Origin of the sequence: Mesorhizobium sp. WSM3224 (genome assembly GCF_000427725.1) — a bacterium.
Lineage (GTDB): Bacteria > Pseudomonadota > Alphaproteobacteria > Rhizobiales > Rhizobiaceae > Mesorhizobium.
Genome location: NZ_ATYO01000023.1, coordinates 22,867 through 46,520 on the forward strand (window position 1 = coordinate 22,867; position 23,654 = coordinate 46,520).

Consider the following 23,654-nt stretch of genomic DNA (forward strand, 5'->3'; position numbering starts at 1 on the left):
ATTCCGCGAATTCCGTGGCTAAACACGCGCATTTCCGTGAAACACCAAGGGACGCTCCCCGTATAAGAGGCGACTGGTCGGCGTCTCCTCAATCGAAGGCGGCAAGAGGATGATGAGCCTGAGCAACCTGGAAAACCGAGCAACTGCGAGAAGGATCGAAGCCTATGGCTCCGAAAGAGAAGTTCAAATTCAAAATCGAAAACGAAAATTACGAATGGGGCAACCGGTTCATAACCGGCGCTGAAGTTCGAGGCGTTGGCCCTGGTATACCGGATGGCATGGACCTTTATGTGAAAAGGCCGGGCCATCCTGGTCAGCCGGTTGGGCCTGGTGACTCAATCGATTTGCTGCCTCCGGGGATTGAAAAGTTTTACGCCCAGGATGCTAGTTCCGAAGCCGGAAGTCAATAATGCCGCTGTTGTTCGATTCTGACTACGAGATTCTTCACAAAGCAGGCGTCGATTTTGAGGAAGAAGACGGCGCCCGTTTTCTTTTATTCAAGAATTTTCCGCTGCCGAAAGATGTCTATCTGGTAGATGAAAAGCCCGCCGATGCGGTCCATGTGTTGTATGTAATTCCGCAGAATTACAATAGCTCGGGCGGGGACATGTTCTGGGTTCACCCACGCCTCCATCGGTCTGACGGAAAGCCAATACCAAATACTGGCGGGCCTCGTTCCAATGAGGATTCGCGTACGCACAACGGGCTAGTGTTCTGTCGGTGGTCCAGGCACTGGCATAACAATCTTTGGAAACCAAAGGTCGACAACATCCGGACAATTATGGACCGGATCTCATGGGCGTTTAAGTACCCTGACGCGAGGCGCTCATGAACGGACATCGCATTTCAATTATCGGTTCCTTCGACAGTAAGCTGAAGAGCTGGCTGACGGGGCACCTGGGCGGTCACGAACGGGGCGCGCTGGTTCTCTTTCGCAAGATGGACAGGACTATATCGGGTCTGCCGGCGTCTACACGTTTTGTGGCTGTTGATGTGATTGAGATGGACGGTGACTGGGTGTTGGACAGCTCCCCGGTTCACTTACGCATTAATCTGCGCAAGTTTCAGGATATCTACCTTCGTTGCGAGCAGGAACGGCTTGAGCTGGGATTCGCACATAGTCATCCAGGAGGGCTGCTGGGTTTCTCCACGAAAGATGATCAGAACGAACAAAGCATTCTGAGGGGATACGCCGGCTGTAACGGCCCTGAAGTATCACTTGTTGCGATGATTTTAGCCGATGGACAGTGGCGTGCGAGAGTTCGGCCGGGTGCGGCTCCTCAACGCGTGACTGACGTCCGGCATGTCTGTGTGCTCGGGACGGAGCTTGCAGTTCACATCAACGAGACAGGTGATGCTGTGCCATCGGAACTACTAAGGCGTCAAGAAGCTGCCTTTGGCGAACCATTCAACGAGAAGCTCAGATCATTGCGCGTAGCAATCGTCGGAGGTGGCGGAACCGGGTCTTCAGTCGCCACACTCATCGCTCGCGCGGGTGTAGGCGAACTCATCGTAATTGATGGCGATTTACTCGAAGAAAGCAATCTCAACCGCGTCCGCGGATATCGCCGTTGCGATGTGGGCGAGAGCAAAGCGGCCACGTTGGCGCGATACATTCGCGATCTGGGCCTAATGTTGACTGTCGTTGCGATTGAGGCGTATGTGAACGAGTCTCCAGAAGCGGTCGATGCGCTTTCCAGCGCCGACCTGGTTTTCGGCTGTACAGACGATGTCGCTGGAAGAGAAGTTCTCAATCAAGCAGTGTACTATTACTGCCAAGGGCTTATCGACTGCGGGCTCACCGGCAAGATTGGTGTTGACCAGGAGCGTCAGCCGTACCTACGCGACCATAGAGGCCGAGTTAGCATAGTTCTTCCCGAATCTGGTGGGTGCTTAAGATGCCAAGGCGTGGTCACCGAGGAAAAACTCAGTTACGAGAGTGCACTGAAGGCGCGTCCGAATTTGGTGGAGTTGGATCCAGAGACGCTCCTGGAAGAGCACTATCTGGTCGGGGGCGGGGAGCGGGCGCCCGGAGTCGGCCCCTTCACCAGTGCGACTGCCGACATGGCCGTTGCTACATTGTTTGATCTGGTGCGCCCCTATCGGCGACTTCCGAGCGACATTCGCCGCGACAATATATGGTACGACTTCGTGCATATGGTAATTTACAGCAATATGCCAAAGGACAACACAGAGTGTTTTTGCTGCGGTCCAAACGGTTTATTGCTTGAACCCGAGAATGGCTATCGGCTCAGAATGCCGTCACTCGGCAAGCTGTGTTGATTCACATGTGGTCTTGGCTGTTACTCTTCTTGCGGTGGCTGGAAGAAATCATTCTCGGCCCATGCAGTCCACGAACGTCCGAGGACCGAAATCCTTCTGAGGCACCGCCCCCAGACATATTTTTCGCGCGCAGTGATGTGGTTGAAAAAACGCCTTCCAATGACACGGTTCGGCCGGGACAGTTCATCAGCGTCGTGCACGAAGGTCGACCATACTGGGCGCTCTTTAGGTGCCCCTGTGGGTGTGGCGATGTGGTTTCGTTAGCAACGCATCCGCCACATAACCCGAGGTGGCGCATTGAGGTGAGCGTGGAGGGCCGGCCAACTTTGTATCCCTCTGTTTGGAGAACCAAAGGATGCCTAAGCCATTTCTGGATTAGCGAGGGAGGGGTCTACTGGTGTGACGACACGGGGGTCGAGCCTTGGCGGGCCCGATCAGACCTATATGAAAGAAAAATCTAGAGCGCGTCCTGGAGCGACTGCGATGTGACGACGGCCATGCGGCGCTAGCGCGGTTACACTACTGAGAACCGCAAGCTCAGGAGCTGCACCGCGGGCCAGAAACGCCATGTCACCCCGGCCATCAAGGCCAGGTGCAGCGCCACTCGGCCATCGAGCCCGTGACCGGCCACATCAAGGCCGAGCACCGGACAGGCCGCAACTATCTCGCCTGCCCAGCCGGCCGGCCCTCAACCATTCTGGCCATAGCCGCCTATAATTTGTCTCTCGTGCTCTCAGGTGTTCATCGCGATGAGCATCCCCGCGGCCGCAGTTGCGAATGCATTCCATTCGTCGCCGACGAAAAGTTTGACGCGCTCGACAACGAGAGCGTCCTCGTAAGCTCGTAGGCCAGCTGAGACAGTGCAGTAAGGCGCACGCCAGCTACACGCAATGACGACTCGGCCAAGCTGCGTCGCTGCGTCGCTGCGTCCATGTTCGTTGGCTCCCAGCCAAGGCCCAGAGCTCGCAAACTCAGCAAAACGGTGCGCAGATTGTTGAACAGCGCCGTCCGCTCCGTCACCAGACTTATTGCTTTGACCGGCACGAAGCGCATCGTGGTGGCGTCGCCAACTCGGCGTCGCGGTCGTCGTGCTTGTTCGTTTTCAGCTATGGCCGAACCTATTCCGACGACACGAGGGACGCGTTCGGGCAGATTCTGCTGAACTCCAGCACGGCGGCCTACGGACAGCGCATCTCGTACCACCATCTCCCGACCATATGCGGTACCTTTCGATGGCTTGGTTTCCACTGCTTTTGATCCCGATTCCGCGAATTCGTCGGCTAAAGAGGTGCATTCCCGCGAAACTCGAGAGGCGTTTGCGGTATGCTCTCTACCAAGGAGGCGGCGGGCCGAAGCTTATCCGCCAATCCATTGCGAGGAGAGGGACCATGCGGTTGAGCAATCTGGGAGCCGAGCAACTCAGAGAGAAAGATCGAAGCTTCGTTTTTCATCCGTCTACGCATCTGGCCAAGCACAGCCGAGGCGAGACCCCAAATCGGATCATGGCCGGTGCGGAAGGCGTGTACGTCTGGGATACCGAAGGCCGAAAGAGCCTCGACGGTTTCGGTGGGCTCTACTGCGTCAACATGGGATATGGCTGCACGGAAATTGCCGAGGCCATTGCCAGGCAAGCACACGAATTGCCGTTCGCCCATGTCTATGCAGGTCAAGGAACAGAGCCAGTCGCCCTCTTGGCAGAGGCCGTGGTCGAGTATTTTGGTCAGAACATGCGCAGGGTCTTTTTCGGCCTTTCGGGCTCCGACGCCAACGAAACCAACATCAAGCTGGTCTGGTACTACAACAACATTCTAGGCCGCCCTGAAAAGAAGAAGATCATCTCGCGACACCGCGGTTATCACGGGTCTGGGCTGGTCACTGGGAGCCTGACAGGCCTTGCCTTCTTTCATAAGTTCTTTGACCTGCCGCTGGACTTGGTACGCCACACCACGACACCGCATCACTATCGCCAGGCGCATGACGGCGAAAGTGAGCAAGCGTTCTCGAAACGCTGCGCGGATGAACTTGAAGCCCTTATCCTCGCTGAAGGCCCGGAGACCGTTGCAGCCTTTATCGGAGAGCCGGTGCTTGGGACAGGCGGCATCGTTCCGCCCCCAAAAGGATATTGGACCGCCATCCAAGGCATACTCGACAAGTACGATATCCTCCTTATCGCCGACGAAGTGGTCTGCGGATTTGGACGAACCGGTGAGAAATTCGGTTCCCACCTCTATGGCATGCGTCCGGATTTCGTCACCATCGCCAAGGGTTTGAGTTCCGCCTACCTGCCCATCTCCGGGTCGATCATCGGCGATCGCGTCTGGTCGGTCTTGGAACAAGGAACAGAGAAGCACGGCGCGCTGGGTCATGGCTGGACATATTCAGGTCACACCCTTTGCGCCGCGGCCGCGCTCGCCAATATTCGACTCCTAAAGGAAAAAAATATCGTGGAGCATGTCCGTGATGTCGGACCGTATTGGCATGCCCGCATGAATGCCGAACTGGCCGGACACCCGATCGTTGGCGAAGTTCGTGGTGTCGGAATCCTGTCCGCCGTAGAGTTGATGCGGGATCCAAAACAAAGGATCCCGTTTGAGCCCGGTCTTCAGGTCGGCGTTCGCGTCGCCGCTGCTCTGTTCGAGAACGGTGTCATCGGCCGCGCCATGCCGCAAGGCGATATCCTCGGCTTTGCCCCGCCTTTGATCATCACCCGGAAGGAGATCGACATAATCGTCGGCGCAACAGCTAAATCTGTCGAGACAACCTATCGCGCGTTGAAGGCCGAGGGTGCGATATGAACATGCGAACGCCCACGGGAGGTAGCCGGAGGTTCGGCACCATCCCGGGTAGCCGATGTGTTGGTCCCTGGGATGAATTCTCCCACGAACCAGACGCTTTGACGTCAGGCTGTCGTTAGGACTGGCCGCCCATTGTTCCCATGGTGAAGACGGGTTGACAGCGCATTTCGCGCCGAGCCGACCGAAACTGCTAAACTTGAAGCCGTCAGATTCTAAGCATGCTTCAGAGTTCGATCGCAGCGTAATCAAATCAGTTCTGCCGCCGCTGTCCTGTTGCCCAACGACCGGGGCGTTTGTGCGGCGCGCCCTGCCGGTGTACCTCCCTGCCGGCAGGGCAGCTTTTTTGACCCGCTGGATCTGGATGAACGCGCGGCTGACCGCAACCGGCGTGGAGGTCGCACGCGTCTACCTTCACATGATCGAACGTCCGGGGAGTCGTCACCGCGGTGAATTTCTCCAGCTCGAATATCTCGGGGCGAGCCTCCTCGCCGTGGCTGGCAAGAAGTCAGAAAGTCCCAAATTTAATTGAAAACAGCCGCAGGAGGAAATGCAGCTCGTCTTCGAGAGTTATATTCCGCACGGATTAAGCCGCTCGCAGTCGCGGTTCAGAACGATCTCGATTTCAGAAATCAAGCCGCGATCCTCTTTTAAGCCCAGAGCAGAAGGTCCTCGAGCCGGCTGCTAGGATGGCCGTTGATGATGCTTGTGAGGGCGTTTTGGCGAAGTAGCTGAGCGGCTCGAGATCGTTCAGCTTGCACCCATCGAGCGCTCGACAGGTCGATTTTAATGCAGCCATCGTCAAAGACACGCGTGAGCCTTTTTGAGCGTGGTGGGGTCGCCTGCACCATCGCCACGCGCATTTTGTGTCGTCTCCCATACGTCCGCCCCGCAATACGTTGCAAAGACGAGACAGGTGCGCTTTAAGGCAACTTTCGTCGTCTGATACCCAGTTTGAAATTGCCTTGTCATTGTCCGTTCAAGAGCAAAGCCGAATTGCTATGGCCTCTTTGCGCAGGTTCTGTCGTGGCCTTGGGCCGATCTGCTGGATCACCAATCCGGCCGCCAGTGAGCCAAGATCGCCGCAGGTCTGGAGGTCCAGGCCCTGTGTATAGCCATGCAGGAAACCGGCGGCGTAGAGGTCGCCGGCGCCTGTCGTGTCGACCAGTTCCTTGATGGCGGTTGCCGTTATGACCACGGTCTCGTCGCCGCGTACGATGACCGAGCCTTTTTCGGAACGGGTCACCGCCGCGATCTTGCAATCCTTGCGGATCTGCGCCAGCGCCTCGTCGAACGACGAAGTCTGGTAAAGCGACTTGATCTCNTGGCTGTTGGCAAAAACAATGTCGACCGTGCCCGAGCGCATCAGGTCGAGGAATTCGTCGCGGTAGCGGTCGACGCAGAATGGATCCGACAAGGTCATCGAGACTTCGCGACCGGCCGCGTGCGCAAGTTTGGCCGTCTGCCGGATGGCTTCCTTGGCGCGCGGCGGGTCCCACAGATAGCCTTCGAAATAGGTCACCTTGGCGCCCGACGCCTTGTCGGCCTCGACATCTTCCGGCCCGAGTTCGATGCAGGCGCCGAGATAGGTGTTCATCGAGCGCTCGCCGTCGGGGGTGACGAAGATCATCGAACGCGCCGTCGGCGGCTCGCCCTCGAGCGGCCTGGTGTCGAAGGCGACGCCCTGCGCGTGGATATCGTGCGCGTAGATTTCGCCCAGCGCATCGTTGGAGACCTTGCCGAAGAAGGCGGCGCGTCCGCCGAAGGAGGCGACACCAGCCGCCGTGTTGCCGGCACTGCCGCCGGAGGCCTCGATCGCCGGGCCCATGCGGCTGTAGAGCAATTCGGCGCGGTGGGTGTCGATGAGGTTCATCGCGCCCTTGATGATGCCGTTGATCTCGAGGAAGTCCTCCTCGCACTGGGCGATGATGTCGACAATCGCATTGCCGATGCAAAGCACGTCATAATCCGGCATCAATGTCTCCGCCAAAAACCGAGCCGGCTTTTCGCCATGCCCGCGCGGGTACCCTTTCAATCTACAGCGCTTGGCAGCAGCCTCACGCCGCAGCCAGACCTGCCTCCTGCCGCAAGAGATCGGCTCTGTCCGTCCTCTCCCAGGTGAACTCAGGCTCTTCACGGCCGAAGTGCCCGTAGGTGGCGGTCTTGCGGTATATCGGGCGCAAAAGGTCAAGCATCTTAATAATGCCTTTTGGCCTCAGGTCGAACAACTCAAGAATGAGGCGCTCGATCCTTACTTCCTCAATCGCTGCCGTCCCGAAGGTGTTGACGAAAACCGAAACCGGTGCGGCCACGCCGATTGCATACGCAAGCTGCACCTCGCAAACCTCTGCAAGTCCGCCAGCAACTACGTTCTTGGCGACGTAGCGGGCCGCATAGGCAGCCGAACGATCGACCTTGGAGGGGTCCTTCCCCGAAAAGGCACCACCGCCGTGGCGGCCCATCCCGCCGTAGGAGTCCACGATGATCTTGCGTCCAGTGAGGCCGCAGTCGCCGCGCGGTCCACCGACCACGAACCGCCCTGTCGGGTTGACCAGGAGTCTAATCCCTGTCGTGTCCAGGCCGGTCGGCAAGACCGGCTTGATGATCTCCTCAACGACGCCTTCCCGGACAGCTTCCTGTGAAACCTCCTCGTCATGTTGGGTCGACAGGACGATGGTATCCAGCGCCACCGGGCGCAAACCTTCATAGCGCACGGAGACTTGTGATTTCACGTCGGGGCGCAGCCAGCTGAGTTGTCCTGCTTTGCGGACCTCTGCCTGCTTTTTCGTCAAGTGATGAGCGAGTTGGATCGGCAAGGGCATCAGTGTATCGGTCTCGCAGCAAGCGTACCCGAACATAAGGCCCTGATCCCCCGCTCCCTGATCGAGATCAACCCCTCGTCCCACGCCCTGGCTAATGTCAGACGACTGCTCGTTGATAGCCAGAACGACCGCGCACCGCCGACCATCAAACCCGATGGCATCGTCATCATATCCGATATCGAGAATGGTATCGCGGGCGACTTGGCTGTAGTCGATCTGAGCATCACTGGTGATCTCGCCAGCCAGCACAACTATGCCTGTCTTTACCAAAGTCTCACAGTTTTTCACCAGCGCTTCACAGGCCACGCGGCCCTTAAGATCCTTACGAAGAACTGCATCCAGAATGGCATCCGAGATGTTGTCAGCCATCTTATCTGGGTGTCCGGCGCCGACGGACTCTGAGGAGAACACGAATTGTCTAGCCATGGATTAGCCTCGCTTCAGGTATTTGAGTTGTATGTGTCTCGGTTGGGGTGTGTTACCGGTCGATGCCATGCACCCCGAATGCAGCGCAGAAGTCAGCAACGTCGTTCCGCACGCTCGCCGGAAGTCTGCGAGGACGTTGCAATGCCGGGTTCGGATACACGCCTGAGACAATCAGGCCGTTCACGTGCGCGATGTCGGCGACGTTGTAAGCGTCCGCCGCAAGAGCGATTTCGGCCATTGCCGCGTAGCCAAAGGCACGCGGGTAAGCGGTTCCGCCGACCCATATCAGCTTCGGCCGTTCCCGCTTGGCTGTTTCGCGCAGTCGGTCATAGTCAATCCGCTGTGTCTTTTCGTTCAGTCCATAGGGGACGCGAACCGTTTGATCATTGATCAGTATCACTGCGAGTGTCCTAGCAGGATGTTGAAAAACTGTTTTGTTCACCGAACGTATCGGAATCAGACAGAGCACAAACCCGATTCAAACCGGGTATCTATGGGACCTTTTCATCAACCTGCTAGGCCTCCTGCTGACCTGTCATCTCACGGTCTCCGAAGGTTCAACGGCTTTCGAAACCAATCGTAATAGTCGGCTCGAGTAACAGAAACTCTGCGTGGATCATGAGCTGATGTCTGTTCGTAAGCATGTTTTTCCCTCAAGTCGGCCAAGGACGCGATCACCGCTTCAGCCGATTCGATCCCGCATGCGGGCGGAAATCTGACAGCATCGATTGGGAAAGTTGCGTAACGTTCCGCCCAGTCTAAAATAGTTGGAGCGATATGGTGTGAAAAGAAGTGGCAATATGTTAATTTTTTTCAAAACTCAGACTTCGTGAGGTCTATTACGTGTTGTGGTCTGCTTGTTCGAAGAACGTAACATTAGCTTATCTGTGACATGAACAGCATGTCTGCTGTCCTTGTCGACGGGTTCGATCTCTCCGAGGAAGTGGCCGGAAGGGGGCGGCAAAGCAGCGCCTACCGCCGTGTCCAGGGCGATATCGGTCGGCCGCAAGTACGTCACGGCATGAGACGTCGACGCAGCAGAACCGCCGATAGGAAGAACGGCAACACCGTGTAGATGCACAACGCGGTGATATGCAGGCCGACGCTCACGGCCGGGCGGCCAAGCATCGCCGGACGAATGAGCTCGATCGAATGTGCAAGCGGCAAGAAGCCAGCTACCTGCTGCAAACCCCCCGGCATTTGGCTCGCCGGGAAAACAGCTCCGGAGATGAAAAGCATGGGTGTGAGGATGAGCGTTTGGTAGAAAACGACGTAGTCGTAACTGGGCGCGAGGGCCGTCACGACCATCGCCAGGCTTGCGAAGGCCAAGCCAGTAAGAGCGATGACAGGCAGCGCATACAGAGCCGAAGGCCACGTTACATAGCCAAGCACGGTGGCCACAATCATGATTCCCACGCCGGCGAGAAGGGCCTTGCTGGCCGCCCACGCCAATTCACCAAGCACGATGTCGCCAAGCGTGAGCTGTGTGTACAGGATTCCTTCCCAGGTGCGCTGCGCATGCATACGACCGAAAGCCGCATAGATCGTTTCGAAAGTTGAAGAGGTCATCGCGCTCGCGGCGACCATGCCGGCTGTCAAAAATGCGATGTAGGATGTGCCCTCGACGGGCCCCACCATCATTCCGAGCCCAAAGCCGAGCCCGAACAGGGAGACCATAGGGTCGGCCAGATTCCCGAGAAGCGATGCAAGCGCGACTTTCTTCCATGCCAGGTAGTTACGTCGCCATACTGCGATCCAGTTCCACGGATTGGCTGGTAGAGCCGCGGCACAACCTTGACCCATCATCATGTCTCCATTCCGCGCCCGGTCAGGCGCAAAAAAACGTCTTCCAGATTCGGCGGCCGCTGGAGGAAACGCAGACCCGCGCGCCCACGCAGCTGCACGCGCAGCTGCTCCGGATCGGGCGCATAGCAAAACAGCGTCTCGCCACTCACTTCGCTGCGCTGCACGTATGGCTTGGTCAGAGCACTCAGCTCATGCGGATTGCCGCCGTAGATCTCGAGCACGTGGCACCCGATCTGCTCTTCGATGAGCGCGTGTGGTCGCCCTTCGGCGAGAATGCGCCCGGCCTCTAGCACGCAAAGTCGGTCGCACAGCCGCTCGGCCTCTTCCATGAAGTGCGTGGTCAAAATGATTGTCTTGCCCTGCGACAGTAGTGTGCGCAGCCGCTCCCAGATCAGATGGCGTGCGTGCGGGTCGAGTCCCGTGGTCGGCTCGTCCATGACAAGCAACTGCGGGTCGTTGATCAGCGCACGTGCGAGTGTCAGGCGCCGCTTCATGCCACCGGACAGTGCACCGACACGCGCATTGGCCTTGCCCTCAAGCCGGGCAAACTCGAGCAGCGAAGGTATGACCGCTGTCACCTCGCGCGTGCTCATGCCGAAGTAGCGCCCGAACACCAACAGGTTCTCGCGTACAGTGAACTCGACATCAAGATTATCGAACTGGGGCACCACGCCGATGTGCCGGCGTGCCAAGCGAGCGCGTGCCGGCATTGGTACGCCGAGCACCGTGATCTTACCCGCGTCAGGCGGTGTCAGGCCGAGGATCATGCGCGCAATCGTGCTTTTTCCAGCTCCATTCGGCCCGAGCAGACCGAAGCACTCTCCCGGGGCAACCGTGAACGACAGCCCGTCGACAACCATCTTGCTGCCATATGACTTGCTGACGTTGGCAAGGTCGATTGCTATCGTGGACATGCGCTCACTCAGGTTGAAGTACGCCGTCGACCAGCGACAGCTCGGTTGCTGGCATTTTTTTGGTCAACAGCAGTCCGTCGCACCATACGTGTTCAACACGTCCCACTGGCAGGCTGCGGTGGGATCCGGGAAAAACCCACGTCCATGGGGATTGGTGCTCGTGTTGCAAAGCAGCGGAATGCCTGTCAGTTTTCGTAGTCGACGAGGAGCTCGGCGACTTTGTGCAGAGAGGTTCTGGAAATGGGCTGCAGTCGCGCTGATCCGTCGAGATGCACGACAGCGGGGATTCCCGCTTTCTGCTGAGCGGAAGTCGATTCATGCGACGGCCGAACCGGGCTTCGAAAGCGGGCGAGCAAGCAGTCTTCGTTGACGGATGCACCTTGGCACTGCTGACGATCGACCTGGATCAACATCTCGTTCAGCATGGCAATCACGGTCTCGGCGCCGGCGGCGTGGCCCCAGCGCCGGCAAGCGGCATCACGCGCTGATCCGAAAACCAGATGCCCGCCTGGCGCAAGCATGCTCACCAGGTTTGAGATGGCCGCGCGCATCTCGGCTACACTCTCGAGGTAGTAGAGCACTTCCGCCACGACGATCAGGTCGAACGGCTCCTCAGGCGAGAACTGTTGGACGTCTCCGACAACCCAACTGATGTGCGACGGGTCGTTCATCCGCAGACGCGTTCGCGCTATTGCCTTCGGCACGACATCGATGACCGTGAGCCTTCGACAGTGCGGCGCCAATCGTTCCGTAAATGCGCCGGCCGCGCATCCGACTTCGAGGGCATTGGTGATAGAGCCTTGGCAAAGCGACAGTCGCAGCATTTGCGCGTGACGCTGCCGCTCGAACGGATTGCCGTCCAGCCGCCACGGGTCGTCCGCGGCCAATTCCAAATGCAACGATTGATAATTCTGGTCCTGCACCAAGGTTCGTCCTCCTAGCTGACGATCAGTCAGTCGCCGCAATGCCGGCTGATGTTACCGATGAACCATCCGTCGCAAGGCTGAGCCTGCGAGGTGACACCAGTTCTTCCGACAACTTTGTGGTGCTCAAATCGAAGGCGCTGCTTGTTGCGGGTGCCTGTTTCCAGTCCCCGTCTGGTGCGTCGGGTGCAGAGTTGCGCGACAGCCAATCGCTATTGCTCAATGTGCACAACGCATAGGCTTTCAAGGGAAGCAAAAGAAACAGGTTGATTGGTGTGTGCAGACAAAAGCCTAGAAATCGCAGTTGACGAGCTCGCAACGCTGACATGCTGCAGTGAATTATAGTCATCGATACAATCATCATGACCGTCCACCAGGGCATTTCGCCAGTCAACACGAGGTGTGCGATCGCTGTGGTTACGGAGAGGGCGAGAAGTAGGGGCCCGAGGTTCTGTCCGACCACGTCCAACGTGAGATAGGGATCGAGACTGGGCAGGAGACGTAGCGCAAGCAGGGTGTCCCGGAAAGTGCTTCGAGCCCAGCGGAGTTGTTGGCGCAGATATGGCGCCAGCCTATCCGGCACCACTGTGGCTGCGATCGCGTCCGCAACATACTCGGTTCGAAGGCCCGCTTTCAGCATGAGGATCGTGAGATGACGATCCTCGCCGAAGTCGCTTGCTTTGCCCCGAAACAGTTGGGTTTCGTACTGATCAAGAAGCAAAATCAGTGCCGAGCGGCGGTACATGGCACAGGGGCCGCAGCAACACATGACGGCACCAAAACGAGCCTGTGCCGCACGTTCTTCGTTGCAAGCGAGCCAGTACTCCATGTCGATCAACCAGGTCAGCCAAGTGTCGCTCCGATTGCTCGCCACCAATTGACCCATCGCCGCACCGACCTGCGGGTTTTGCATTTTCAATGCAAGCTTTGCTACGACATCAGGTGCCAGAGTCGTGTCGGAGTCGGCGTTGAGTACCAGGTCTCCCGACGAGCCGCGTATCGCGGCGATCTGCGCCTTACGCTTTCCAACATTCTTGCTGAGCAGAATGAAGTTGAATCTCGGGTCGGGCGCGTAAGCGTCATGAACAGGTCTGAGGGCATCACGATTTCCAGAACCGTCATCCACCAGATAAACCTGCAGTTTCCCTCCGTAGTCCTGATTTGCAATCGAAGCCAGACACGCCGAGAGCGTACTGGGATCCTCATTGTAGCAGGGGATGATGACATCCACGCTCGGCAGCAGGGCGGAGCCAAGCAGGGCCTCCGAGGCCGATGGAAGGTTCGTCGGCACGGCATAAACCGTCTGCATGCTTTTGTATGCGGTCGAGAGCAGCGCATAGGTCGAGACCGCACCAGTGCTGATAACGTCAAGCAGGTTCATGGGAGATCGCTTTGTTCAGTGGTGTTGGGGGAGGGAACGGATTTGAAATCCGCGCTCATGCAACGCTGGAATCAGACGAGAAAGAGCCATGACAGTCTGGTCTCGCAGCCCCGTCTGGGCGCCCGGTTTGAACTCGTTGGGAGGACACCCGTCGTGCAACAGCACGATTGCGCCCGGCTCGACAGAGACAATCACCCTATCGACAATCGCGTCGACACCTGGACGAGACCAGTCTCTGGGGTCGATCGACCAGTGGACCGGGACCAGTCCAGCGCCCATTGATGTATGGAGGACTTGTTCAGTCCAGGTGCCATAGGGCGCGCGCATGTGCCCCACTGAGGCCCGCGGACAGGCCATGCGAATGGCCCGGGTCGTCTCAAGGAGCTCATATTGGACCTGGCCGGGTCCGCATCGGGACAGGTCCGGATGCGTCATCGTGTGGTTGGCGATCCCGTGCCCTTCTGCCGCCATCCGTCGGATCAGTTTGGACTGGTCTGCCGCGTACGCGCCGATCACGAAGAAAGTCGCCGACGCCTGGGCTTCCGCCAGCAGATCGAGGATGTCTGGCGTGCAAAGCGGATTGGGTCCGTCGTCGAACGTCAAATAAACGCTTCGCCGGCCTGCGCCAGCAGCACACGCATCGCGCATGTCGGACAAGCAGGTGAGGGGGGTCACAGCTCGGGCCCGTTCCGATCGATCATCGTGCCGCTCGGCCAATCGGACATCGACTGAACAATCGGCAAAACCAGGAGGATTGCGTCATCGATGCGCGTAGGCGGCAAGTCGAGATACGCGTCCGGCAGAGTGGACCGCACGCGAATTCCCGACAAAAGGGTCACCGGACCGTATCGGTCGAACCGCTGAATGTGTTTCTGAAGGGCAGGCCGAACGGTGCCGAACCCGAATGGAACGCCAAGCTCGTGCAGTACTTTATGGATGATGTGGACTGATCGGCTGATTCCGAGTCCCTCAAGATCCGGACGCACCCCATACAGTCCAAGTTCACCCACCAGAAGATCGACCTTGCCAATCTTAATGAAACGGCGCAGCAGGCCGAGGTGAGCCGCTACGCCCTTCGAATCGTAGCCGATTGCGCGGAACTCAGGCCTTGCGCCTGCCCAACTTCGACTGCCTTCAAATGGTTCTGCGTTGAAGGCGCCAGTCGGCCCATAGGTGTTTCGAAAGAAGTCAGCGAGTTCGACATGATCGGCAAGCCCCAGTTCATGTTCCCAACACAGCCTCCAGCGCACCTGAGGGCGCTTGGAAAGACTGCTGTTTTCTTGTTGTTCTGTAGATGCCAGCATCACGATGTCCGATCAGTAAGCACTAGGGAATTAGGTAATAAGTTGGTAAGTTACGCGATCCTTGTTTGGAGCCGCCGGTGCGAGTGTTTGCGCAGGGCGAAGAAGAACATGACCGAAATTGGCGCCGGCATCGGGTGATGATGCTTGGCACAAGCATGGAAATATCTATCGTCATCCAGGCTATTCGACGTTCATCCTTCTATGTTTAAGCGCTAATTCTCCAACTGACTGCACTAATGCAGCATTCACTTAAGTCCGTAAAATCGATTGTTTCAATGGTAACCATCCGCGCTTTGGATATTACAAAGCCTCATCTCAAGGGACTTGATCGCATCTGATTGTGCCGCTCGACGGTAGCGAACGACGCCCATCGCGACCGCAAATGGCCTTAAGCTGAGACAGTCGGCCAGCAGCGCGGCCATCGCCGATAGCGGCCCATTCTGCGTGATGTGGTACTCAAGAATGGCAATCCGCGAACCTCACGCTGTGTGGGACGCGCAAGCAAAGTTCGGTCTTAGCCGGAATGGTCAGCAGGGCACGCACTTGCCCCTTAGGGAGGGGCTTCTTGCCGTACTTGGAGGCGCCGCCATTTGGCGCTGCCCAAGCTCGGCGCCATCGTCACAACGGTTTGTCTACTGCTCCACAAGCTCTGGCGTGCCACGGTGAACAGGGAGCGCACAGTTCCTGTCGGCAAGGTGGTGCGAATGAACGGCCATTCCCTGCTGGAAAAGGCTGTGCCAGCGGCGGCGGAAGCGGCGCCGCCAATCAGATATGGATCGCCGCCGCGGTGAAGACGCATGGCCAACAGCTTCCGCCGCATCCGGTGGCGGATGGTGGATCGCTCCACCGCCACCGCCGCGTCCGCTATAGTCCGGTGCTGGTCCCAAGCTGGCCAGACTAAGGACGGGCTTGTGAGGGATGGAGCCGAATGCGACGCTGCTCCCACAATCCGCGCAATTCCTCGACAAGGTTTTCACGCTTCGCCCGATTGGGCGTCATTGTATCGAGGAGATCCCCGAGCACCGCTTCACCCTCGATTTGCATCAGCAGATCGAACACCTCATGTGAAATGGTCTCACGGCTGGTGCCGCCCGCACGGATTTCGCACACCGTCTCCTGGTGATCTTCCACCGTGTAAGCGCGGACTTGATGGAGCGACGTATAAGCTGGCAGCGACACCGCGAGCGCCGTCCAATCCTCCAGCGTTGCAGCCTGCTTTTTGACGAGGAACGATCCTATCACGAGTCCATCCAGCTCTGTCGTCAGAAATGTGGCGATCGCGTCTGCAGCCGAATCCACGATCGGCTCGGCATTGTTGTTAAACGATGTATTCAGCAGAACTGGGATGCCCGTCCGCTGCTTGAACGCGTTGATGACATCCCAGTAGGCGGGATTGGTGTTGCGCGACACAGTTTGCAGCCGCGCTGTACCGTCGACATGCGTGATGGCGCCGAGCACGCTGCGCTTGGCGTCGCGCACGCGAACGACGAAATTCATAAAGGGGAATTCACCTTTGCCATCCGGGAGGTCGAAAAATTCACCGGCATCCTCCTCCAGCACCGATGGCGCGAACGGTCGATAACCCTCGCGCTTCTTGACCATCGCGTTGATCCGGTCCTTGTTCGCGGCGGGCCTGGGGTCGGCCAGAATGCTGCGGTTGCCAAGTGCACGGGGCCCGAACTCCGAGCGGCCCTGCACCCAGCCGATCACGGCGCCATTGGCTAGCCAATCGGCTGCGCTGCTCGCGACGTCGTCACTGCGTTGAACGTCGAGATGTCCGGCCCAGGCATTCAGTTCCTGCTCCAAAGTGCGGTCTTCCTCAAGATCAGGCCCCCAATAAACCGACTGCAATCGCTCACGCGGCGCCGGCCGGCCTAGCTCGTTTGACATCATGAGTGCAGCGCCGAGGGCGCAACCTGCGTCATGCGATGCGGGTTGTACGAAGATGTCTTCGAAAAGTCCGGAGTACAGCAGCTTGCCGTTCATCGTGCAGTTGTGAGCGACGCCTCCGGCCAGGCACAACCGCTTCATACCGGTTGCCTCGCGATGATGGCTGAGAATGTGAAACACGATCTTCTCAAGCGCTTCTTGCAAGGAAGCACTTACATTTTGATGCTGCTGTGTGAATGGCATTCCCTTCCGCCGGGCCTGGATGCTGCGGAGCAACGTCGGGCCAATGCGATCCATGTAGACGCGGTAGCCACCGTTGGCGGAGAGTTCATAGAACTGCTCGAACAGCGCGCGATAAGGAGCGGGATCCCCGTAAGGTGCAAGCCCCATGACCTTGTATTCGTCGAACAAGCCATAGCCGAGATACCGGATCACCTCGAGGTAAAACAGGCCCAGAGAATTGTTCTCCGGGAAACTCTCCAGCTGCGTAACTTCTGTTCCGGACCCTAGCGCCACGTGACCCGAGAGGAAATCACCACCGCCGTCGATCGTGAGGATCAGGCTTTGATCGAACCCTGACATCGCGAACGCGCTCACGGAATGCGCCAGATGGTGATCCACAAAGAAGATGCGCGAAGGGTCGACCTCGGTGCCGAATTCCCGGGCGAGCAACTGAGGCAGCAACAGTCTCGCGTCCAACGGAACGGACACGTCCGGCTGGGCAGCAAACAGGTATTCGAGCATGGCATTGCAATAGGCTTCCGTGGCGTAGAACGCGATGCGATCGATGTCGCTGAGCTGAACTCCCGCGGATGCAAGGCAGTATTGAATCGACCGGCTTGGCATCTTGTTGGAGTGCTTGATCCGATTGAGACGCTCCTCCTCAACGGCCGCTACTACGCGTCCGTCCCGCACGAGCACCGCAGCGCCATCGTGCAGAAATGTTTTCGGCAGCTCGAGTGAATTTTCATGAACTCTTTCTAGCCCGCCGCTCAAGCCTAAACACAGCATGTCACTCTCCGTTAACTGTATTAGAAAGGCGGCATTGGCCTTCCTCAAGATCGTTCGAACTTGAGCAAGCTTGGCCGTGTGAGGGCCGATCGGACGGGTCACTAACATCAAAGAATCTCGCGTAGGGTCCGCCTGCGAAGTGGCGCTGCAACTCACCGAAATTCTCTACCGTTTGGTCCAGCGGTCGCGCTTCCTGGCGCTGAGAAATTGTGGCATCGCAGGGCCGAAGTGCTGGAACCTTGAGGAAGTCCCACATCGTCGCCAAGCACGCCGCAGGGTCGCCAAGGAGACTTTTGTACTCGACCACGAGCAAGTGGTCTGACGCGAACGCGTGCGTGACGCGATCGTGGAAATCGTCCGCGGTCTTGAAATAAGCCTCGCAGCAGGCGGTCGACAGGCTGACTGATGGAGCCGCGTCATTGTCCGAACTGAATTTCAGCCAGCGGCGGGTTTGCCTCGCCTGGGCCAGCGATCGCAGCGATTCCAATGTGTTTGTGCGAATTAAGAGGATGACCTTGAGGCCCGGCCAACGGGCGAGTTCGGCAAAAAAGCCCGGACGACCATGAAACTGAGGTTCGCTTATCGCGCAGCCAACGCGCGTCACCTTCTTGTCACTTCGGTTGGGGTAGCCAAAGTAGGCAAGTTCGAGGAGATCGCGATTGCTGCCGAGCAAGCGATCCTTATCGGGCCAATTCCTATCGTAGGCGTTGAGCAATTCACCATTGCTCAGGACGTTCGGATGCTCGTTCAGCAATTCTTCCAGGTAATGCGTGCCCGTCCTCGGCATCGCAAGGATCACAAACGGCCCAGGCGACGGAACGGGTTGAGGCATTGCATGGATCTCCGATTAACATTGGTTGCGACAGTGCGGCTGGGGCTTGGGAGAGCGACGGCGTCAACCCGGACGAAACGGCGCAACAGGCCGATGTGACCCGCTACACCTTCGCGTCAGCTTGATTGGACAGGCCACGCGCCGACCCAAGTTCGACGCCCCAAAGGGCTTGGCGTTGAGCGTCCCAGTCGGTCTGGAAGGAACGGATTCGACATGGGCGAGTCCAAGTTCATTTTCCCAACGCAGCTTGCAGCGCACCTGACAGCGGGTGGAAAGACGTCCTCTTTCTTGCCTTTTTGTTGAGGCACGCATCATGCGATCCGATCTAGAAAGTATTTGAAAAAGTTACAGGGGGCTTCCGCTGGTAAGCGTCCGAGCAGCTTGGGGTTTTGTCGCGCCAGCCGCCATCGTAGAGCTAGCCTGGATACCGAAGAAGAAAATGGCCGCATTGAATGCGTCTCGGTTGCATACTCGGCACCTCGTAACCCAAGCTATCGACCGCTATCCTTCGGGTCCTGAATGCTAATTCGGTAACCGCGATTTTTCTAATGCAGCATTCGATAAAATAGGTAAAATTGATTGTTTCAATGCATCCAATCCATAGCGTGGATAAACGAGCTGATGCGTTTCAAGGGACTTGATCTAAATCTCCTCGTCGTGTTCGACGCTCTGATGAGCGAGCGTAAGCTCACCGCTGCAGCACGCACGATCAACCTGAGCCAGCCTGCCATGAGCGCGGCCGTCGCTAGGTTACGCGATTTTTTTCGCGATGAGCTATTTACGATGAGGGGCCGCGCACTTGTCCCGACACCGCGTGCGGAAGGGCTCGCCCCAGCAGTCCGCGAGGCTCTGCTGCACATCCAGCTCTCCATCATTTCCTGGGACGTGTTCGACCCAGCTCAATCGGAGCGCCGCTTCAGGATCAGTCTTTCCGATTTCATGACACTCGTGTTCTTCCAAAAAGTCATTGAGCGTGTCGCGCAGGAAGCTCCCGCCGTCAGCTTCGAGTTGCTGCCTCTCGCCGATGATCCCAATGAGCTTCTCCGGCGCGGTGAGGTCGACTTTCTAATCCTTCCGGAAGTGTTCATTTCGGGCTCGCATCCTAGAGCGACACTGTTCGACGATACACTCGTGTGCGTAGGCTGCCCCACCAACAAGCTGCTATCACCCCAGCTGACATTCGAGCAATACAAGTCGATGGGGCACGTTGCACCCCACTTCGGCCGTGCGCTGCAACCCTCCATGGAGGAATGGTTTTTGCTCGAACACGGTATCGACAGACGTATCGAGGTGGTCGTCCAGAACTTTAGCATGATCCCGCCGGTGCTATCAGGCACCGACCGTATAGCGACGGTACCGTCGCGGCTGGTTGAGCATTTCGCAACATCGATACCGCTGCGGATCGTCGACCTTCCGTGGCCGCTTCCCGCATTCACAGAGATCGTTCAATGGCCTGCGCTTCACAACAGCGATTCGGCAAGTATTTGGATGCGGGGCATACTCATGGAGGAGGCGGCCCGCATGGCTCGGCCGCATCAGACGGCTTGAGGCCTCTTCGGGCGCCCGGGAGGTATGCGCTCCATTTTCCAGACCGCATCGTTGAGGTATGTCGGCCTCGATCGCCGGTGAAGCCGCGCGAAATGAAGCTGGCTACCGGTTCTGGAACTCCGCGTCATCCCAGACGATGGAATTTGCGGTTACTGGACTAGGATGATTGTTCTGCGGCGATCCGGCCGCCATGAAGACCACGGTATCGCGAGGCACTACGCGCCGTAGGAAAGGCCACGACGTTCACCGGCAATCCCGATCGCTTCCATCGATTGACGGCCCAGATCATCATCCGTGGGTGCCGGTACCATTCGCCCGGGGCGCCGCCGGATTGCGGATGAAGCAAGCTTTCGATGGCGGCATCAATGTGAACGCGGTGGAGCTATTAACCTCTGTCATAGCCCTTGTCTCCGTGCCGAGAATGTCTGATCAGAACCGGATCATGGCGAAGCGACCAACAATTGCGGATCTGGCCCGCCAAGCCGGAGTCAGCGTGGCAACCGTTGATCGGGTGCTCCACGCCCGTCATCCGGTGCGGGAGGTGACTGCGCTGCGGGTCCACGAGGCGGCCCATGCTATTGGCTTTCACGAGGCCGGCCTTGTTCAGCGGCGCCGGCAGCGGGACCTGCCGCAACGTCGACTTGGCTTTATCCTGAGAAAACCAACCCAGCACTTTTACCAGGACTTCGGGCGCGAAATCGAAGCGGCAGTCAATGCGGCACAGGCCTTTCACGGCACTTCGCTCATCGAATTCGCGCCGTCGGATGTGCCGGGCGATCTGATTGCACTCCTTCAGGACCTTGGCGGCCGCTGCGACGCCATCGCCATGGTGGCGCCTGATCATCCGACGATCACGGCAGCCGTTGAACACCTCAAAGCGAAAGGGATCCCGGTTTTTTCGCTGCTTTCCGATTTCGCCGCCGGCGTGCGCGAGGGCTATGTCGGCCTCAACAACCGCAGAGTCGGGCGGACGGCTGCCTGGATGTTTTCCAAAGCCGCGAAACGGCCGGGCAAGGCGGCGGTTTTCGTGGTCAGCGAGCGTTTCCAGAGTCAGGAGCTTCGGGAAGGCGGCTTTCGGTCCTATTTTCGTGAAAACGCCCCGACATTCGAGGTGCATGACGTATCCATGGAGCTCGAGACACCGGAGATCGCCTACGACACAACACTCGATCTGATGCAGCGGGAACCCGAGCTCGTCGGCTTCTATGTGGCCGGCGGTGGCATGGAGGGCGCCATCTTGGCGCTCCGGGAAGAAGCCGAAGATCGCGACATCGTCGCCATCGTTAACGAGATCACGCCAGAGTCACGGGCAGCGCTCGCAGATGGCATCCTCACGATGGCGGTGGCCACGCCGCTGCGCCTGCTTTGCCAGGAGCTAACGACGCTAATGGCACGAGCCATCGAAACCGGTATCGCGGAAACGCCAGGGCAGACATTTCTGCCGTTCGACATCTATCTGCCGGAAAACATATGAATGAATGATCATACACCTCTAGCATCACTTTGCCGGATCGCAATATCGGTGTGGAGTTCTGACTTCGCGCCGCAGGAACATGGATTCACACGGAAATACGAGCTTCGCTGAGAGCTAGCAATTGCGTGTTCGCGCAGCAGATGTCCTTACGGATAGACTCCCGACAGAAACTCTGGAAGCCGCCCGCTTTGAGAGAGAGGTCCTCACCCCGGCCTTCTCTCTGGCGGACGGCCAAGCATCGGAGCGCTTTCAGCTAGATCGCTGCGGTGTGGCGCTTGGCATGCCGGCAGTGAGGACGGTTATCCGGCCATATGGGACGACGAACATCGCTTGGCCCAGCTCGCGCGAGTAGGTCTTCCGCCCTCGCCGGGATCGCGACGCCTGTCTCATCTAGACCGCAGGTTGGGTGGATTTTTTTGTTTGACCACTCCACATGCCCCTAAGCCTTTACAGGATCCACGGCTCCCAAGCGCTCATCGCTGTCACGGTTCGTAGCCGATCGCAGCAGCCTCCCAGTTACCGAACGATTGAGATGGAGCTCAGCAATCTCCGGTCGCCCTTGCCAATTGGATGAGCCGAACGCAGCGATGCAGATCTTAAGGTGGCATTCGCCGCGACGTCCTCGGTTGGGTTTTGGGCACCTGGCAGCTTGAGCCTTCCTCGCCTGGTTGATGTCCGGAATTGTCGATGACGAGGACATGTCGCCAGAACGCAGCCGGTGGGGACATCACGGGTCTAGATCGATATGACTCGGCGAGGGTCAGTCTCCTGATCCGGCAAGGCGAGCTGCAGCCTCGCTGATCGGAATGTCAATAACCGTGACCGCGCATGCTGCAAGGAAACGGCGTTCGTTTTTGGTCAGAACCGCCCCGTCGATCACCGCAAAACGCGGGCCGTCGGAGCGCTTCATGATCTGCCGGGCGTAGGTGCGTAGCATCTGATCGTCGAAGCGGCATCCGACGAAGACAAAGCCACGATTGGTGCGCCGCTCCTTCACCAGTTCGGGGATCGGCGTCTGGATGTCGATGTCTGTTAGAACTTCGACATAGTCGGAATCTGACACGAGGAAGTTTGCAGCCGGCCGGATACTGCCGTGAGGCACATACAAAACCGTCTTTGCCGCTGGTCCGGGTTCGCGTTCACTCCCGCACAAATCGTAGGCTTTCGTCCAAATGTCGCCGATTTCGTTCGCCCGCGTAACACCTTGGATCTCGACCACATCCGCCCGTCCGGCCGCGGCGAGGGCCGTGCGCATGGCGCCATCGTACCAGCTGTCGACGATAAGGGAGAGCGGCAGTGTTGCGAGCCAATCGTGGAGGATAGTCGGCGCCGCCGGCGCCGCGAAGATCTCGGCCATCCAGGCTTGGAGCGTCCGGCGGTGCCGGCGCTGTTCGATGAACTGGGCGACCGACCACATATTGGTGCGGATCTTGGAAGGGGCGGGCGCCCGCACTGTGAGCGCGGCGGCGACAGCTTCCGGCGTATCCGGTACAGGCGGTTTCGCGGAACTGAGCCGCAGCAGACCCGGACCGAGATAGGGAATGATCGCGTCGGCGGCGAGCGCTTCCTTCAACATGTCAAGCCGCCTCTCGGCATGGCTGTCCTGCGTGATTAAAAGGTGACCCGAGGTCGGGATCGTGTGCATGCTCATTCCTCTTGCCGTTCCAGCGTCAGCCCGCGGCATCAGCCCCCGTCGGAAATCTTCCTGGCCTCAACGGTAATTGGCAGACTGGTATCGCGCGGAAGGTCGGGCAGGACGAAACGCCAACCGTTCCTGAGCACGATGGCCCCGCCCCACAGGCCTTCATTCTCAATCTCGACGATCGGCTCTTCGAGATCCTTCTTGGGAACGTATGCCGACAGGCCTGCGCCGGTCCTGCGGATCGTTACCTTCATCCAGCTGATCCTTCTTCGGGAGCAGCAGTCATTTCGGCACTGCAAGGGGTACTGGCTCTGTCGAGGCTCATCATTTCACGCGCGCGCATCCCCACGACGCTGCCCCGCCCGACCCACTCGACCGCGTAAATATAGAACTGCTGCAGAAAGGTGCCGATGTCGCGCACGTAGCCTTCGTCACCCATCCGCACAAGGTTTTCGCCGATCTCCTTGCCGGGATAGGTGCCGTCATTCTTTATGTGGCGTGTGGCACGGACCCGTTCGCCCGGCATAAAGTGCGGAGGCTTGCCGATTTCGACCTCCTGTTCGCGCCAGAGCGTCATGGCTGTTCTTCCTTTGTCGCAGCTGCGGG

General features: G+C 58.4%; 19 protein-coding genes and 5 pseudogenes. 9 read left to right on the plus strand and 15 right to left on the minus strand.

Annotated elements, in window-relative coordinates:
* Positions 1–164: 164 nt before the first annotated feature.
* The 6 genes and pseudogenes from YU3_RS39730 to YU3_RS40810 all read left to right on the plus strand — a co-directional run bounded on the left by YU3_RS39730 (position 165) and on the right by YU3_RS40810 (position 5,607).
* On the plus strand, positions 165–410 hold the full coding sequence (locus YU3_RS39730) for a multiubiquitin domain-containing protein (protein ID WP_027168872.1): 246 nt from the start codon (positions 165–167) through the stop codon (positions 408–410).
* Positions 410–832: an E2/UBC family protein gene (locus YU3_RS39735; protein WP_027168873.1), complete on the plus strand. Its 423-nt coding sequence runs from the start codon at positions 410–412 to the stop codon at positions 830–832. Before YU3_RS39730 ends, YU3_RS39735 begins: the two co-directional genes overlap by 1 nt.
* On the plus strand, positions 829–2,283 hold the full coding sequence (locus YU3_RS0125565) for a ThiF family adenylyltransferase (RefSeq protein ID WP_027168874.1): 1,455 nt from the start codon (positions 829–831) through the stop codon (positions 2,281–2,283). The genes YU3_RS39735 and YU3_RS0125565 overlap by 4 nt, the downstream gene beginning before the upstream one ends.
* Before the next feature lie 548 nt (positions 2,284–2,831).
* Positions 2,832–3,016: pseudogene (locus YU3_RS41870) on the plus strand (IS5/IS1182 family transposase); the annotation flags it as partial.
* Positions 3,017–3,671: 655 nt separating this feature from the next.
* Positions 3,672–5,078 (plus strand): aminotransferase, encoded by a 1,407-nt coding sequence (locus YU3_RS0125575; protein WP_027168875.1) that lies wholly within the window; start codon positions 3,672–3,674, stop codon positions 5,076–5,078.
* 343 nt (positions 5,079–5,421) lie between these two features.
* A complete protein-coding gene (locus YU3_RS40810) occupies positions 5,422–5,607 on the plus strand; it encodes a hypothetical protein (protein WP_027168876.1) in 186 nt (61 codons plus the stop codon).
* A gap of 447 nt (positions 5,608–6,054) precedes the next feature.
* On the opposite strand, the gene YU3_RS0125590 is transcribed toward YU3_RS40810, so the two are convergent.
* From YU3_RS0125590 to YU3_RS0125635, 10 genes and pseudogenes are all read right to left on the minus strand, one after another.
* On the minus strand, positions 6,055–7,050 hold the full coding sequence (locus YU3_RS0125590) for an adenosine kinase (protein WP_027168878.1): 996 nt from the start codon (positions 7,048–7,050) through the stop codon (positions 6,055–6,057).
* An 82-nt stretch (positions 7,051–7,132) separates the two neighbouring features.
* Positions 7,133–8,323: a methionine adenosyltransferase gene (gene metK / locus YU3_RS0125595; RefSeq protein WP_027168879.1), complete on the minus strand. Its 1,191-nt coding sequence runs from the start codon at positions 8,321–8,323 to the stop codon at positions 7,133–7,135.
* Between the two features lie 132 nt (positions 8,324–8,455).
* Positions 8,456–8,696: pseudogene (glyA, locus tag YU3_RS0125600) on the minus strand (serine hydroxymethyltransferase); the annotation flags it as partial.
* Between the two features lie 641 nt (positions 8,697–9,337).
* A complete protein-coding gene (locus YU3_RS0125610) occupies positions 9,338–10,126 on the minus strand; it encodes an ABC transporter permease (protein WP_027168881.1) in 789 nt (262 codons plus the stop codon).
* Between the two features lie 2 nt (positions 10,127–10,128).
* Positions 10,129–11,055 (minus strand): nodulation factor ABC transporter ATP-binding protein NodI, encoded by a 927-nt coding sequence (gene nodI, locus YU3_RS0125615; RefSeq protein ID WP_280797906.1) that lies wholly within the window; start codon positions 11,053–11,055, stop codon positions 10,129–10,131.
* Positions 11,048–11,330: pseudogene (locus YU3_RS39740) on the minus strand (carbamoyltransferase C-terminal domain-containing protein); the annotation flags it as partial. The gene nodI and the pseudogene YU3_RS39740, both read right to left, overlap by 8 nt.
* 33 nt (positions 11,331–11,363) lie before the next feature.
* Positions 11,364–12,008 (minus strand): annotated as a pseudogene (gene nodS, locus YU3_RS37580) (nodulation methyltransferase NodS); the annotation flags it as partial.
* Positions 11,992–13,347, minus strand: coding sequence for a chitooligosaccharide synthase NodC (gene nodC, locus YU3_RS0125625; protein ID WP_027168883.1), 1,356 nt, complete (start codon positions 13,345–13,347; stop codon positions 11,992–11,994). The pseudogene nodS and the gene nodC, both read right to left, overlap by 17 nt.
* A 15-nt stretch (positions 13,348–13,362) precedes the next feature.
* Positions 13,363–13,995 carry a chitooligosaccharide deacetylase NodB gene (nodB, locus tag YU3_RS0125630; protein WP_027168884.1) on the minus strand — a complete coding sequence of 211 codons (633 nt, stop codon included), beginning with the start codon at positions 13,993–13,995 and terminating at the stop codon, positions 13,363–13,365.
* Between the two features lie 23 nt (positions 13,996–14,018).
* On the minus strand, positions 14,019–14,651 hold the full coding sequence (locus YU3_RS0125635; RefSeq protein ID WP_051334090.1) for a NodA family N-acyltransferase: 633 nt from the start codon (positions 14,649–14,651) through the stop codon (positions 14,019–14,021).
* A 590-nt stretch (positions 14,652–15,241) separates the two neighbouring features.
* Here YU3_RS0125635 and YU3_RS0125640 point away from each other — a divergent pair.
* Positions 15,242–15,442, plus strand: a complete 201-nt coding sequence (locus tag YU3_RS0125640) for a hypothetical protein (protein ID WP_027168886.1) — start codon at positions 15,242–15,244, stop codon at positions 15,440–15,442.
* A 106-nt stretch (positions 15,443–15,548) separates the two neighbouring features.
* Here the strand turns inward: YU3_RS0125640 and YU3_RS0125645 are convergent, their stop codons facing one another.
* Both YU3_RS0125645 and YU3_RS37585 read right to left on the minus strand, forming a co-directional pair.
* A complete protein-coding gene (locus tag YU3_RS0125645) occupies positions 15,549–17,552 on the minus strand; it encodes a carbamoyltransferase (protein WP_027168887.1) in 2,004 nt (667 codons plus the stop codon).
* Between the two features lie 91 nt (positions 17,553–17,643).
* Positions 17,644–18,384 (minus strand): annotated as a pseudogene (locus YU3_RS37585) (sulfotransferase domain-containing protein); the annotation flags it as partial.
* Positions 18,385–19,005: 621 nt separating this feature from the next.
* On the opposite strand from YU3_RS37585, the gene YU3_RS0125655 reads away from it, so the two are divergent.
* Both YU3_RS0125655 and YU3_RS0125660 read left to right on the plus strand, forming a co-directional pair.
* Positions 19,006–19,932 (plus strand): LysR family transcriptional regulator, encoded by a 927-nt coding sequence (locus YU3_RS0125655; protein WP_027168888.1) that lies wholly within the window; start codon positions 19,006–19,008, stop codon positions 19,930–19,932.
* 442 nt (positions 19,933–20,374) lie between these two features.
* Entirely contained in the window at positions 20,375–21,406 is a 1,032-nt protein-coding gene (locus tag YU3_RS0125660; RefSeq protein ID WP_027168889.1) for a LacI family DNA-binding transcriptional regulator, read from the plus strand.
* A gap of 760 nt (positions 21,407–22,166) precedes the next feature.
* Here YU3_RS0125660 and YU3_RS0125665 read toward each other — a convergent pair.
* The 3 genes from YU3_RS0125665 to YU3_RS0125675 are packed head-to-tail and all read right to left on the minus strand — an operon-like array spanning position 22,167 to position 23,625.
* On the minus strand, positions 22,167–23,051 hold the full coding sequence (locus YU3_RS0125665) for an SIR2 family protein (RefSeq protein WP_027168890.1): 885 nt from the start codon (positions 23,049–23,051) through the stop codon (positions 22,167–22,169).
* A gap of 38 nt (positions 23,052–23,089) precedes the next feature.
* A complete protein-coding gene (gene nifT / locus YU3_RS0125670) occupies positions 23,090–23,302 on the minus strand; it encodes a putative nitrogen fixation protein NifT (protein ID WP_027168891.1) in 213 nt (70 codons plus the stop codon).
* Positions 23,299–23,625, minus strand: coding sequence for a nitrogen fixation protein NifZ (locus YU3_RS0125675; protein ID WP_027168892.1), 327 nt, complete (start codon positions 23,623–23,625; stop codon positions 23,299–23,301). Before YU3_RS0125675 ends, nifT begins: the two co-directional genes overlap by 4 nt.
* Positions 23,626–23,654: the final 29 nt, after the last annotated feature.

Coding starts and splice junctions, on each gene's coding strand:
- YU3_RS39730 (WP_027168872.1), top strand. CDS start 165: ATGGCTCCGAAAGAGAAGTTCAAATTCAAAATCGAAAACGAAAATTAC.
- YU3_RS39735 (WP_027168873.1), top strand. CDS start 410: ATGCCGCTGTTGTTCGATTCTGACTACGAGATTCTTCACAAAGCAGGC.
- YU3_RS0125565 (WP_027168874.1), top strand. CDS start 829: ATGAACGGACATCGCATTTCAATTATCGGTTCCTTCGACAGTAAGCTG.
- YU3_RS0125575 (WP_027168875.1), top strand. CDS start 3,672: ATGCGGTTGAGCAATCTGGGAGCCGAGCAACTCAGAGAGAAAGATCGA.
- metK (WP_027168879.1), bottom strand. CDS start 8,323: ATGGCTAGACAATTCGTGTTCTCCTCAGAGTCCGTCGGCGCCGGACAC.
- YU3_RS0125610 (WP_027168881.1), bottom strand. CDS start 10,126: ATGGGTCAAGGTTGTGCCGCGGCTCTACCAGCCAATCCGTGGAACTGG.
- nodC (WP_027168883.1), bottom strand. CDS start 13,347: ATGAACCTGCTTGACGTTATCAGCACTGGTGCGGTCTCGACCTATGCG.
- nodB (WP_027168884.1), bottom strand. CDS start 13,995: ATGCGCGATGCGTGTGCTGCTGGCGCAGGCCGGCGAAGCGTTTATTTG.
- YU3_RS0125635 (WP_051334090.1), bottom strand. CDS start 14,651: ATGCTGGCATCTACAGAACAACAAGAAAACAGCAGTCTTTCCAAGCGC.
- YU3_RS0125645 (WP_027168887.1), bottom strand. CDS start 17,552: ATGCTGTGTTTAGGCTTGAGCGGCGGGCTAGAAAGAGTTCATGAAAAT.
- YU3_RS0125655 (WP_027168888.1), top strand. CDS start 19,006: ATGCGTTTCAAGGGACTTGATCTAAATCTCCTCGTCGTGTTCGACGCT.
- YU3_RS0125660 (WP_027168889.1), top strand. CDS start 20,375: ATGGCGAAGCGACCAACAATTGCGGATCTGGCCCGCCAAGCCGGAGTC.
- YU3_RS0125665 (WP_027168890.1), bottom strand. CDS start 23,051: ATGCACACGATCCCGACCTCGGGTCACCTTTTAATCACGCAGGACAGC.
- nifT (WP_027168891.1), bottom strand. CDS start 23,302: ATGAAGGTAACGATCCGCAGGACCGGCGCAGGCCTGTCGGCATACGTT.
- YU3_RS0125675 (WP_027168892.1), bottom strand. CDS start 23,625: ATGACGCTCTGGCGCGAACAGGAGGTCGAAATCGGCAAGCCTCCGCAC.